Annotated in this window: 12 protein-coding genes; 9 read left to right on the top strand and 3 right to left on the bottom strand. The window is 32.2% G+C overall.

The window, feature by feature from the left end; all coding sequences use genetic code 11:
* Window positions 1-32 precede the first annotated feature (32 nt).
* Together ACOQOS_RS17940 and ACOQOS_RS17935 are read left to right on the top strand one after the other, a co-directional pair.
* Window positions 33-563, top strand: coding sequence for an RNA methyltransferase (locus ACOQOS_RS17940; protein ID WP_420571850.1), 531 nt, complete (start codon window positions 33-35; stop codon window positions 561-563).
* 117 nt (window positions 564-680) lie between these two features.
* A complete protein-coding gene (locus ACOQOS_RS17935; protein WP_420571849.1) occupies window positions 681-1,106 on the top strand; it encodes a VOC family protein in 426 nt (141 codons plus the stop codon).
* 101 nt (window positions 1,107-1,207) lie between these two features.
* Here the strand turns inward: ACOQOS_RS17935 and folK are convergent, their stop codons facing one another.
* A complete protein-coding gene (gene folK, locus ACOQOS_RS17930; RefSeq protein WP_420575162.1) occupies window positions 1,208-2,347 on the bottom strand; it encodes a 2-amino-4-hydroxy-6-hydroxymethyldihydropteridine diphosphokinase in 1,140 nt (379 codons plus the stop codon).
* A gap of 257 nt (window positions 2,348-2,604) precedes the next feature.
* On the opposite strand from folK, the gene sppA reads away from it, so the two are divergent.
* The gene (gene sppA / locus ACOQOS_RS17925; protein ID WP_420571848.1) at window positions 2,605-4,374 is read left to right on the top strand and encodes a signal peptide peptidase SppA; all 1,770 of its coding nucleotides are present in this window, start codon (window positions 2,605-2,607) and stop codon (window positions 4,372-4,374) included.
* A gap of 78 nt (window positions 4,375-4,452) precedes the next feature.
* Here the strand turns inward: sppA and ACOQOS_RS17920 are convergent, their stop codons facing one another.
* Window positions 4,453-4,599: a hypothetical protein gene (locus tag ACOQOS_RS17920; RefSeq protein WP_420571847.1), complete on the bottom strand. Its 147-nt coding sequence runs from the start codon at window positions 4,597-4,599 to the stop codon at window positions 4,453-4,455.
* A gap of 182 nt (window positions 4,600-4,781) precedes the next feature.
* Between ACOQOS_RS17920 and ACOQOS_RS17915 the strand changes: the two genes are divergently transcribed.
* The 4 genes from ACOQOS_RS17915 to ACOQOS_RS17900 all read left to right on the top strand — a co-directional run bounded on the left by ACOQOS_RS17915 (window position 4,782) and on the right by ACOQOS_RS17900 (window position 9,272).
* Complete coding sequence (locus tag ACOQOS_RS17915; RefSeq protein ID WP_420571846.1) at window positions 4,782-5,513, top strand: queuosine precursor transporter; 732 nt, start codon at window positions 4,782-4,784, stop codon at window positions 5,511-5,513.
* 52 nt (window positions 5,514-5,565) lie between these two features.
* On the top strand, window positions 5,566-8,214 hold the full coding sequence (locus tag ACOQOS_RS17910) for an AsmA-like C-terminal region-containing protein (RefSeq protein ID WP_420571845.1): 2,649 nt from the start codon (window positions 5,566-5,568) through the stop codon (window positions 8,212-8,214).
* 110 nt (window positions 8,215-8,324) lie between these two features.
* On the top strand, window positions 8,325-8,480 hold the full coding sequence (locus ACOQOS_RS17905) for a class I lanthipeptide (RefSeq protein WP_420571844.1): 156 nt from the start codon (window positions 8,325-8,327) through the stop codon (window positions 8,478-8,480).
* A gap of 171 nt (window positions 8,481-8,651) precedes the next feature.
* Window positions 8,652-9,272, top strand: a complete 621-nt coding sequence (locus ACOQOS_RS17900) for a LysE family transporter (protein WP_420571843.1) — start codon at window positions 8,652-8,654, stop codon at window positions 9,270-9,272.
* Between the two features lie 183 nt (window positions 9,273-9,455).
* Here ACOQOS_RS17900 and ACOQOS_RS17895 read toward each other — a convergent pair whose 3' ends face one another.
* Window positions 9,456-10,250, bottom strand: a complete 795-nt coding sequence (locus tag ACOQOS_RS17895) for a DUF2797 domain-containing protein (RefSeq protein ID WP_420571842.1) — start codon at window positions 10,248-10,250, stop codon at window positions 9,456-9,458.
* A 133-nt stretch (window positions 10,251-10,383) separates the two neighbouring features.
* Between ACOQOS_RS17895 and ACOQOS_RS17890 the strand changes: the two genes are divergently transcribed.
* Both ACOQOS_RS17890 and ACOQOS_RS17885 read left to right on the top strand, forming a co-directional pair.
* Window positions 10,384-11,907: a GH3 auxin-responsive promoter family protein gene (locus ACOQOS_RS17890; RefSeq protein WP_420571841.1), complete on the top strand. Its 1,524-nt coding sequence runs from the start codon at window positions 10,384-10,386 to the stop codon at window positions 11,905-11,907.
* A 185-nt stretch (window positions 11,908-12,092) separates the two neighbouring features.
* Window positions 12,093-13,724: an OmpA family protein gene (locus tag ACOQOS_RS17885; protein ID WP_420571840.1), complete on the top strand. Its 1,632-nt coding sequence runs from the start codon at window positions 12,093-12,095 to the stop codon at window positions 13,722-13,724.
* Window positions 13,725-13,785 lie beyond the last annotated feature (61 nt).

Here is a 13,785-nt window from a genome sequence, read left to right as displayed (position 1 = left end):
AAATAAATTCAAGGAAAACTTACGAAGTATCTATGAGAAAACTGAAAAATAGTGAACTGAACAGATTAAGTGTTGATGAATTTAAATCTTCACAAAAAACATCTTTGATTGTCATCCTTGATAATATTCGTAGTTTAAACAATATTGGTTCTGTATTCAGAACGAGTGATGCTTTTTTAATTGAGAAAATTTATTTGTGCGGAATTACAGCAAAACCGCCACATAAAGACATTCATAGAACGGCTTTAGGTTCTACAGAATCTGTTGCATGGGAATATCGTGAAGATACATTGACATTGGTAAAAGAATTGCAAGAAAATGGTGTAAAAGTCGCCTCAATTGAACAAGCTGAAAATGCCACAATGTTAAATGAATTTACTCCTGAAAAATCAAATGCATATGCCATGGTATTTGGAAACGAAGTAAAAGGTGTGCAACAAGAAGTCGTTTCTGCTAGTGATTATGTGATTGAAATTCCACAATTTGGCACCAAACATTCCTTGAATATTTCGGTAAGCGCAGGTGTTGTACTTTGGGATGTATTTGCAAAACTTCGCTTTTAGATTCCATTTTATTTTTCAGACATACTAACACTTTAGATATTTAGGCTAACTTAGTGTTGATTCTACTTTAAAGAAGAAAATTGTAGTTTCAAAATAACTAATCTCTAAAAATAAAATATGGCAACAATCAACACCTATTTAAGTTTTATGGGCACTACTGAAGAAGCATTTAATTTTTATAAATCAGTATTTGGCACTGAATTCGTTGGTGGAATAAGACGTTTTGGAGATATGCCCAATAATGATTCAATGTCGGAGGAAGATAAGCAAAAAGTAATGCATGTTGGTTTGCCAATAGGATCTGGGAATTTCCTGATGGGAACTGATGCACTAGAATCTATGGGACAATCCTTAACATTTGGAAATAATTATCACATATCTATCAGTCCTGAAAGTAAAGAAGAAGCTACGAAATTATTTAATGGACTTTCCGCAGGAGGAACGATAACAAATCCGCTAGAAGATACTTTTTGGGGCGCGTACTTTGGAGCATTCACAGATAAGTTTGGAGTACAATGGATGGTAAATTACCTAAAACAATAAGTCATTAAATAAAACAACGGGTACAAGAGAAGCAGATTACTATGTATTATGTATTTCCTTGAAATTCTCGCAAAGACGTATCAGAATATATCTAAATAGATCTAAAAATCTGCTTCATGGATTTCTGAAATGATTTTTTGATAATCGTTAGCATTGGCCACGAAATCCAAATCAGAAACATCAATAATCTTTACATTTAAATCTTTGTGTGTTCGGATAAACTCCAAATATCCATTGTTGATTTTATCTAAATATTCAGAAGGGATTTTTTGTTCATAATCGCGTCCGCGCTTCTTAATATTTTTTAGTAAACGTTCTGTGTTTTGATACAGATACACATACAAATCAGGTTTTGGAATTTCTTTGTACATGATATCAAATAACTTTCGATACAATTTATATTCGTCTTGTTGCAAAGTCACTTTTGCAAAGATTAACGATTTCACCACATCATAGTCAGACACAATAAAATCTTTAAACAAATCTAATTGTGCTAAATCATCGGAGATTTGCTGATAACGATCAGCCAGAAACGACATTTCTAATGGAAATGCATAGCGACTGTTATCTTCATAAAATTTTGGCAAAAACGGATTGTCTGCAAAACGTTCAAGAATCAATTTTCCATTGAAATCTTCAGCAATTTTAGTAGCTAACGAAGTTTTTCCCGCACCAATATTTCCTTCTATAGCAATATAATTAAACCGAGAAAAATCTTTTTCCCCATTTGGATTGTGCAATGTTTCTGAACTTTGTTGAATACCTTCTGCTTGTAGCGATTCATTTAATTGTAAAACAGTCTTCTTATATATTGGATGAATTTTACTCGGTGCAATATCGCACAAAGGTTGCATGACAAACTTACGTTCATGCGCCAATGGATGCGGTAATTCTAGCAATGCTGTTTTAGATACAACATTGTCATAAAATATCATATCAATATCAATAATACGATCTTGATATCCTTTCGCATCACTTCGTACTCTGCCCAGAAAACGTTCAATCTCTAAAATTGTCGTCATTACAGTTTCTGCAGACATTTCGGTATTTACACACAAACAAGCATTATAAAAATCGCCTCCATCAAATCCCCAAGAAGGTGTTTCGTAGATAGGAGAAATCTTTATAACACGACCAATTTTGGCAGAAATTTGTTGTATGGAACGCTGTAAATGCATGCGTCTGTCGCCAACATTACTTCCGATAGATATATATGTAGTTTGTAACAAGTTTGGATGCAATTGAATACGTTTTTTTGCCAAAAATAGCTGCGCCAAATATAATTAAAATATACGGATAGCATTGTCAAAAAAATGCTTGTTTCACATCTTTCTTTTGAACATATTTTACACAAAAAGCATTCTGTATTTTTTATTAAAAAAACGAATCCATTATTATTTTAAAAAAAAGTGTAACAATTTGACATTTATAGACACTTACTTTCTAATCTACCAAATTAATAAATACTTTTGCTAAAAGTAAATTAAATATAAATGCTATGAAGTTTTTTAAACGAGTACTATCAACAGTTGTCGGCATCGGAGTTTTCTTTGTGTTATGCTTTTTCTTACTGTTTATTTTTATCATATTTAGTTCTGGTTCAGACAAAGATATCGTTACAGTAAAGAGTAATTCTGTATTAGAATTAAATCTAGATGCACCTATTGAAGATTACGCTGGACAATTTGATTATGGTGATTTAACATTTTTACCAAATGAGCCACGTTATGATGGACTCTTCAATATTATTGATGCCATCGATCATGCCACAAGTGATGATAAAATAAAAGGAATTTCTATCAAAAATAATTCACTTCAAGCTGGAATGGCACAAACAAAAGCATTACGCGATGCTTTATTAGCTTTTAAAGATTCTGGTAAATTTATTGTGTCTTATGGTGATTTCTACTCTCAAAAAGATTATTACTTAAATTCTGTTGCAGATACAATTTATTTAAACCCTGTTGGAGGATTAGATTTTAAAGGTTTGGCAATGGAACGCATGTATTACAAAGATTTCCAAGAAAAATATGGTATAAAAATGGAAGTGATTCGTCATGGAAAATATAAAAGTGCTGTAGAAGGTTATTTAAACCAAGAAATGAGTGAAGCAAATCGTGAGCAAATCTCTGTGTTTTTACAATCAATTTGGGACGAAATGCGTGATGAAATTGGAGTAAGTCGTAATATGAGTTCTGACCATTTAAATACACTTGCAGATGAGTTATCAGGACGTACTGCTAAACGAGCTTTGGATGCAAAACTGATTGATAAACTTGGTTACGAAGACGAATATGAGGCGGGAATTCAATATGCTATGGGCGAAAACAGCGATGTAAATAGAATTAATATTTACGAATATGCTAAGTACGCAGGGCAAAAGAAACCAATCGTAAAGAAAAGTGATGAAAAAATAGCAGTTATTTACGCTCAAGGTCAAATAATGTATGCTGAAGGTGATGAAACTTTTATTGGACAAGGCGTGATTAATAAATCATTGAAAGAAGCTAGAGAAGACGAAAACGTAAAAGCGATTGTTTTGCGTGTCAACTCACCTGGAGGAAGTGCCTTAGCTAGTGAGTTAATTTGGAGAGAAATTGAATTAACGAAAAAAGTGAAGCCTGTCATTGTTTCTATGGGGAATTTAGCCGCTTCTGGAGGTTATTATATTGCCTGTAATGCAGATAAAATTTATGCTGAACCAAATACAATTACAGGAAGTATTGGAGTTTTTGGAACAGTTCCAAACATGCACAAACTTGCAGAAGAATTAGGAATTAATGCTGAACAAGTTGGAACCAACAAGAATGCTGTAGATTATAGTGTTTTTGAACCAATGACAGACGAGCAACGCGCTTTGATAAAAGAAGGTATTGAAGACATTTACGATTTGTTTACACAACGTGTTGCTGACGGACGCGGTATGACACAAGCTGCCGTAGATTCTATTGGACAAGGACGTGTTTGGACAGGAAATGATGCCATTAAAATTGGATTGGTGGATGAAATTGGCGGATTAGACATGGCACTTCAAGCGGCTGCAGATGCTGCAGACATGAGCGATTATAAAATTAAAGAATTACCTGTGTATGAAAAAGATTTTGAAAGTATCTTAAATCAATTTACAGGCGGATTTATCCAAACTAAAGAAGATATTATGAAAGAAGAATTAGGTGAGAAAAATTACCAATTACTTCAAAAAATGAAACAAGTAACAAAAATGGAAGGTCCACAATTGTTATTACCATATGAAATTGAGATTAAATAATTTTGTTAGTTTTTAATCCCATGAAAAAGCCTTTCCGTACTGGAAAGGCTTTTTTTTTATTGCTGTAAAACTTATTGATTATAAGCAAACACACCAAGATCCACCACCTAATAATTTTGAAATTGGATGGTCACGAGAATCTCCTTTTCCTCTTACTACTTCTGTTTCAAGGTTAGAAATTGACTTCTTGTTTAAGCTCAGATTGTTAATGCTCTTTTTCTTCATAATATAAATGTTTATGTGATTAATACTGAAACAAACTTACATTCATAAATACTCGAAACAAAACACTTATATTCAACCATTTATAAATGACGACTCGTAATTTATATATTACGACTGCTACTCTTATTCTGATTTTAAAACATATACAAATCACATCGAATAAAGTTTAGTATCTTTACAGAATGACAGTAGCCGACAAAAAACTTGCTGCTAAAATCTACCTGTATTTAGCGGCTCTTTTCATCACTTCCTTAGTAGTTTCTAACTTAATTTTCCAGAAATTTTTCTATTGGTATCCATTCAACATTAAAGTTTTTGGAGAAAATCTTTTTGAAATTTCCGTAGGTCTTTTACCTTATCCGCTAACTTTTTTAATTACTGATGCCATTTCTGAAATTTATGGTAAAAAGAAAGCCAATCAAGTGGTTATTGCAGGAATTTTTGCTTCTGTTTTTTCTTTAGGAATTATTTATATCTCTAAAAGCGTTCCTGCAACTTCATGGTCACACGTAAACGACGATACTTTTACGCATGTATTTGGAAATGCACCTTTGGCGGTTTTGGCATCAATGCTGGCTTATTTATTTGCGCAATTTATAGACATTCATTTATACCATTTTTGGAAAAAACTCACCAAAGGAAAACATTTATGGTTACGAAATAACTTCTCTACGTTTGCTTCACAAATTGTAGATACCGTATCTGTTATTACCTTATTATCTTTCTTTGAAATTATTCCTTGGGATAAATATGTAGGGCTTATTGCTGCTGGTGTTATCTTTAAAGTTCTAGTTGCATTTGTAGACACTCCATTTTTATATTTAATAGTTTATCTCTTTAGAAAGCGTTTTGGCTTGAAAATTGGGGAAGAGATTGACTTAGATGATTATTCTGAAAATTTATCACCTTCTTAACAGTGATTTTTTGAAATTTCACTTTATTAGATGATGCAAAAAAGCCGGACTCATGAAAGTGAAAAAAATATTAAAAATAACTGGAATCACACTACTAATTTTAATCATTGCTTTAGCAGCTACTCCTTATTTATTTAAGGATAAAATTATTGCAATGGTAAAAGAAACCATCAATGAAAATGTAAATGCTAAAGTTGATTTTACAGATGCAGATGTTAGTTTTTTTAGAAACTTCCCAAAAGCTTCTATTGTATTAGAAGAAGTAGAAGTCATCAATAATGCACCTTTTGAAAACGATACATTATTTTATGGAAAAGAAGTTGCCGTAACTACCGCAATTGGCGAACTTTTTAAAGGTTCAGACGAAGCAATACAGATTTATAGTTTTACAATTGATAACGCAAAACTAAATATAAAGGTTGATGCGGCTGGAAATGCAAATTATGATATTGCAAAACCAAGTGAAACTACCGAAACTGCTGAAAATGTTACGGAAACATCCGATTTTAAATTTAAAATAGACAATTATCATATTCTAAATACTGACATCAATTATCATGATGCAAAAGGCAAAACTTTTCTTGCTATTGAAAAATTACAACATGAAGGTTTTGGCGATTTCTCATTAGCTACTTCCGAATTAGAAACGACGACAGATGCACTTATTTCGTTTGCTATTGACGATATGAATTATATCAACAAACAACATATTAAGTTAGATGCGCTTATTGGAATGGATTTAGCAAATGGAAAATATACATTTCTAGAAAACGAAGCACTCATCAATCAGTTGCCATTGAAGTTTGATGGTTTTGTAAAAATAAATCCAAAGTCGCAAGAAATCGATTTACAACTACAAACACCATCTTCTGATTTTAAAAACTTTTTAGCCGTTATTCCGGAAGCATATGCTCAAAACATTTCAAGTGTACAAACTTCTGGGAATTTTGAAGTTTCAGGAGAAATCAAAGGTATTGTAGATGCTAATCACATTCCTAAAATAGACATCAAAGTAGTATCAAACAATGCTTCTTTTAAATATCCTGATTTACCCAAAAGTGTTCAAAATATTAACATTGACGCGCAATTAAAAAATACAACTGGAAAAACAGAAGATACCTATATAGCAATTAATGATTTGGCTTTTAAAATTGATCAAGATTCTTTTCGTGGAAACGGAACACTTTCACAGTTAACCACAAATCCAAAAGTAAAAGCTACCATCGTTGGAAAACTCGATTTAGGAAATATTTCCAAAGCATATCCTATAGAATTAGACAAAGAATTAAGCGGAATACTCGATGCAAACTTGACAACAAGTTTTGACATGAATGCTATTGAAAAAGAACAATATCAACGCATTAAAAATAATGGAAACTTAAAAGTATCTGACTTTTTATTTTCTTCAAAAGATGTTGTAAATCCCTTAGCGATTTCTGAAGCTACCATTGATTTTGTACCTGGGAAGATTTCATTAAAGAAATTTGATGCTAAAAGTGGCAAAAGTGATTTTAACGCTACAGGAACTATTGAAAATTTGCTAGGTTTTCTATTTAATGAAGACAAATTAAAGGGAAATTTCAATGTAAATTCGAATGCATTTTATGTAAGTGATTTTATGGTGGCAAGTGAAGCAGGAAGTGAAAATCAAAACACAAAAGTTGAAGAAGGAGAAGCTTTAAAAATTCCAGCGTTTTTAGATTGTAATATCAATGTAAATTCAAAAAAGGTATTTTACGATAATATACAATTGAATAATGTAAAAGGAAAATTAACTTTAGATGATGGAGAAGCCATTTTAAAAAATGTAACTTCAGATGTTTTTGACGGAAAAATTGCCATGAGTGGTTTGGTTTCGACCAAAACTGACATCCCAACTTTTGCCATGGATTTAGACATGAATTCCTTCAATCTTTCGAAATCATTCAACGGATTGGAATTATTGCAAACTATTGCTCCAATCGCGAAAGCTTTAGATGGAAAATTAAATACTAAAATAGCGCTCAAAGGTGATTTAAGCGAAAGCTATACACCAAATTTAACTACGATTTCTGGAAATGCTTTTGCAGAATTAATTACAACAACTTTGAAATCTCAGAACATCGATTTTTTCAATACTATCAATGATAAACTGTCTTTTATTGACTTGAATAAAATTGACATTGAAGACATTAAAGCAAAGTTGTCATTTGATGACGGAAAAGTGAGTGTAAAACCATTTTCTTTCAACTATAAAGACATTGAAATTACGGTAGATGGAAGTCACGGATTCGATCAATCGTTAAACTATAATGCGACATTTCAAGTGCCTGCCAAATATTTAGGTTCGGAAGTAACTTCTTTATTGTCTGACATTAAATCAGAAGAAGCAAAAAATATTACAATTCCAGTCTCTACAAAAATTACAGGAAACTTTACAAGTCCAAATTTCTCTACTGATTTAGCAAGTGCTACTAAAGATTTAGCAGTAAAACTAGCCAAAGTAAAGGCACAAGAAGCATTAAAAGATGTAGACACAGGAAATGAACAATTAAATGATCTTATTGGCGGCATACTTGGCGGAAACAATAAGAAAAAAGATTCTACAGTAACGACTCCTGATTCTTCAAATGACAATCTAGGAAGCTTTGTAAATAGTCTTTTAAGAAAACGCGACAAGAAGAAAGAAACCGAGAAGAAAAAGAAGGATTCTGTAAATTGATTTTTTGTGGGTTTGTAAAACAATTACACTTTAAATGTTAAGTACGGCATTCCCGTAAATGACTCATGATTTGTTTTTATATTTTTTTGCTTTAATCAAAACTTTATATCATGAAAAAAAAGAATCTTAATTTATTGAAATTTAACAAAAAGTCTATTTCCAACCTTTCAAGCAATGACGCAAATAGCTTAAAAGGAGGAACATTTATTACTCTTTATTGTTCTATGAGTGCTGAAGAACATAGATGCGACCCATGTAATGACTAATATTTCAACATAAGTGCAAATCGAGTACAGTAGAGATTTGATAAAAAAGAAAACATTCTAAAATTCTCAATTGTACTCGAATGTATAGCTTCTAGTTTAAAATTCTGCTTCAAATTTATTTTTTTTAATTCCAATTTGTAATGATTGTGTAAAACTTCCTACCAATACCTCATGGAATTTTTAATATACTTTGCGGTTGGTATTTTAGTGACGTTTATTGGCGCAGTTCCTTTAGGAACCGTAAATATTTCTGTAATCAATACTACATTACGTGCCGATGCGCGCAATGCAATGAAAATTGCTTTTGCTGCCGGAATTGCTGAGATTATCATTTCATTTTACGCACTACATTGCAGCGTAATGGTTGCTGATTTTATTAATATGAATCAATGGATTCAAATTATGATCGCAATTTTACTATTTTTAATTGGTGGTGTTTTATTCTTCAAAAAACAAAAAGAAACACGCGAGAAAAAATTTAAAATGTCCAAGTATGTAACAGGTTTATTTCTTGGATTGTTAAATCCACCTGTATTGGTATATTGGTTGTTTATGATTTCATATTTAAATCAGAACAACTTTCAATTGAACATGAATTCTTCTTTAGCAATTCTATTTGTATTCTTCTCTGGTGTGTATTTAGGAAAATTACTCACACTGTATGGCTACAGCCGATTTAGTATTTTAATAAAAAACAAAGTACAGAACATTGCTTTGATGATCAATCGTGTAATTGGTGTGCTTTTGTTTGTAATTGGTTGTGTACAATTACTAAAGTATATGTTTAGTTAGGGATTTCTTAGCTATTAGATTACTAGGCTTCACTTTAACTTCGCTTACGCTTTTAGTAATTTTAGCAAATGATCTTTTGATAGTTTTTTATTTTTATAGTAGATCTCAATAATTTTATTCAATGACCAAAAAGTAATCTGAAACTTGTAGTTTATACAATTATCAAATTGAGACATTTTCAAATTAGCTAATTTGCAAACTCACTACCAAACCTTCATTTCCACGTACATTGAATACGGTATTGTCTTCAAAAATCAAGTATTGTCCTTTGATACCTTTTAAAACTCCTTGATAGTTTGGCGTTTTCTTCAAGTTTAAGCTTTTCACTTTTTCTGGATATGAAATTACAGGAAAATCAAGTTCCACTACTTCCCTATTTGCTAAGTAAAATGATTTTGCTTCTTCAGGAATAAATTGTTGTAATTCTTCTTTTTTGGCTAGCAAGTCAGCATCTTCATTTAAATTTTGAAGCATTTTTCGCCAGTTGGTTTTATCGGACACATACGATTTTAAAGCAACTTCTGTAATTCCTGCCAAATATCTATTAGGAACTTCCACAATTTCTACAGCTTTTACAGCTCCTTGATCTATCCAACGTGTTGGCACTTGTGGTTTTCGGGTAACTCCAACTTTTACTTCGCTAGACAATGCCAAATACACAATATGTGGTTGTAATTGCACTTTTTTCTCGTATTCCAAATCACGATCTTCGATACCTAAATGTGCTGTACTCAATTCAGGACGCATAATCCAGTCGCCAGCAGTTGGAATTTCAAAAAAACAGCTTTTACAAAATCCTTGTCGGTAAATTTCTTTCTCTAAATGGCAATTTAGACATTCAAATTTTTCAAAATTAAGCGTTAGTGTTTTATTAAGTAATTGATTCATATTCAGGAAATCATCCTCAAAATTTAGATAATATTGAATCGGTTTTCCAAACTCCGTTTGCATTTTTGTTAAAACACCTTGATACATCATTAAAGATTTTTGCTATTTTTATTCACTTAAAGATATGATTGCTTCTTAAGAAAATCGATGACGAATGTAAAAAACTTTTTGCTAGCAACCATATTTTAACAGCTAAAATCACAACCGAATAACCTAACACACAATGCCGATACCATTAGTAAATTCTATCGCTTCTTGGTTCTTAAAAAAACGTATCTCTCAGATAGAGTTTTTTTTAAGTAACCCAAATGAAGTTCAGTTAGAACTACTTATGACTTTAGTTACTACGGCAAAAAAGACAGAAATAGGAAAGCAATACGATTTTTCGAGCATTACAGACTACAAAACATTTACGGAACGTATTCCTGTAACTACATACGAAGACATTCAACCGATTATTGAACGTTCCCGCAAAGGAGAATCGAATATATTTTGGCCAAAACCTATTAAATGGTTCGCCAAATCAAGCGGAACTACGAATGCAAAAAGTAAGTTTATTCCCGTAAGTGATGATTCTTTAGAGTTATGCCATTATGCAGCAAGCAAGGATTTATTGTGTATGTATTTAAACAACAATGAAGGCTCGCAAATGTTTAATGGAAAAAGTTTACGCTTAGGCGGAAGCAAAGAATTATACGAGCAAAACGGAACTTATTATGGTGATTTATCTGCAATTTTGATTGATAATTTACCGCTTTGGGCAGAATTTAGTAGTACGCCGAGTAATAAAGTATCCTTAATGGGCGATTGGGAAATTAAGATTGATGCTATTATTAAAGAAACATTACGTGAAAACGTAACTAGCCTTGCCGGTGTTCCATCTTGGATGCTGGTTTTATTGAATGAAGTTTTAGAACAAACTCAAAAAGCAAATTTATTTGAAGTTTGGGAAAATTTAGAAGTGTATTTTCATGGAGGCGTAAGTTTTGCACCGTATGAAGAGCAATATCGCAACTTATTGCCAAAACCTGAATTTAAATATTACGAAATTTACAACGCGTCAGAAGGTTTCTTCGCCATTCAGGATCAAAATGATTCTAGTGAACTCTTATTAATGCTCGATTACGGTATTTTTTATGAGTTTATACCCATGGACACATTTCATACACCAGATCAAAAAGTAATTCCGTTGTCTGATGTAGAAATTGGACAAAATTATGCCGTTGTCATTACTACTAATGCAGGTTTGTGGCGTTATATGATTGGTGACACCATTCGTTTTACCTCAACGAGTCCGCATCGAATTAAGGTTACAGGTAGAACCAAACATCACATCAACGTTTTTGGAGAAGAATTAATTATTGAAAATGCGGAAGATGCTTTAAAACGTGTTTGCGCAGCTACAAAATCGAAAATTGTTGAATATACTGCAGGACCAATTTTCATGCAAGATGGCGAAAAAGGTGCTCATGAATGGATTATTGAGTTTAAAAAAGCACCAGATAATATTGGAGAATTTGCTTTTCTTTTAGATGAAGCACTTCAAAATATAAATTCTGACTACGAAGCAAAACGTTTCAATAATTTAACATTAAATAGTCTAAAATTACATGTAGCTCGTACTGGACTATTTTATGATTGGTTAAAAAAGAAAGATAAACTTGGTGGACAACATAAAATTCCAAGATTATCAAATCAACGTATCTATTTGGACGAATTACTTCAAATGAATACCATTCAGCAATAAGTTATTACTTAGGGAAATAGCCCTTTATATAGGGGAAAATACCTGTTTTTATCTCCTCATTTTTAGCATTTTATACTCCTTATCGGATTTTCATGTCATTTATCTAAAAAAGTGTAAGTATCTGAAATGCGGTTTTATCTTTACGTTATCAGATTATTAACAATACTTACAATACCAAATTTAAAATGAAAAAGTATACACCTACAATGCTAATACTTTTAGCATTTTTCACGGTGACTTTCGCAAATGCACAAGGGCCAGAGGCAGAAGCGATTGAGACCAGTGAAACTTACAGCAATGTAACGGCAAAAGACTTCGAAAATCGTGCAATTAAAGCTTTAGATCCAAACGGATTTATGTACGAATTCAAAAACCTTAACATTAACACTCCTTATTCTGAGCATGCAACTGCATTCTTCAGAGACAAGATTATTGTTTCTTCAGCGAAAAAAATTGGGGCATTTTTTACAAAGAAGGACAAGAATACAAATGAAGGGTTTCACAATTTATATTGTGGAGATTTAAACCAAAAAGGAGATATTAGAAATTTAGTGAATTTTTCAAGAGCAATCAATACAAGAGAAAATCACGAAGGTTCAGTTGCACTTTCAAATGAGCAAAATGTTGTTTTCTTCACAAGAAGTGTTGAAGAGAATGGACAACATAATTTAAAGATATTTAGAGCTGAGATGCCAGAGTATGAATGGACAAACTTTGAAATGTTACCATTTAACCAAGTAGGTTACTCTATTGAGAATCCAGTTTTATCTCCAGACAACAAAACAATTTATTTTTCATCAAACATACCAGGTTCTTTAGGAGGATATGATTTATTTTCAGTTAAGATCAACGAAGACGGAACATATTCTGAACCAAAGAATTTAGGAAACGAGATCAACACGCACAAAGACGAAAGATTTCCATATGTAATGGGAGACAATAGCGCTTTGTATTTCTCTTCAAACGGACACTACAACTTAGGAGGTTTAGATGTTTTTGAAAGTAAAATTATTGATGGAAAATTCAATTTTCCTGTAAACATGGGAAGTTCTTTAAATAGTACAGAAGATGACTTCGGTTTCTTAATGGATCAGTCAAATTCAGGTTTCTTTACTTCTAACAGAGCTGGAGGAAAAGGTGGAAACGATATCTACTACTTCAAAAGAGAAAAAACAACACAAGTATTACAAGGTACTATCGTTGACTATAAAACAAACATGATTTTACCAAATGCTACAGTAACAGTAGTAGATACGTATGGACGTGTAGTTGATAAAATCACAACAGATGAAAAAGGAGTTTTTACAACAACAGTAATTCCTTATAATTCATATACATTACATGCTTCTAAAGATGGTTTCATCGAAACTGAAGAAGATTTTGAATCATTTAGAGGTGATGATTTCAAACATAAAATGACAATCAAGTTACCACAAGCGAAAGCTGAAATCGTACAAGAAGAAGAAAAGCTAGTAATTAAAATAGAGAACATCTACTTTGACTATAATAAATGGGTAATCAAAGACGAGTCTACTTTATCTTTAAACAAGATTATAGACGTATTAACTGAAAACCCAGAAATGAAAATTGAAATCAACGCGCACACTGACACAAGAGGAAGAGCGAGCTATAACTATAGCTTATCTAACAAGAGAGCTGCTTCTGCCAAGGCATATTTAATTGCCAATGGAGTTGACGCGAGCCGTTTGGTTTCTAATGGATATGGAGAAACACAGCCTAAAGAAAACTGTGGTTCAAAATGTTCAGAAGCACAACACGAGACGAACCGCAGAATCGAGTTCATTATCGTGGAGTAATTGTAAATAATACTGATATTGCCCAAAAAAAGGAACGCGTTTGCGTTCCTTTTTTATTTTG

Origin of the sequence: Kordia sp., assembly GCF_965224175.1 — a bacterium.
Lineage (GTDB): Bacteria > Bacteroidota > Bacteroidia > Flavobacteriales > Flavobacteriaceae > Kordia.
The sequence above is the reverse complement of the archived record's forward strand: the minus strand, read 5'-3'. Positions and strand labels throughout refer to the sequence as shown.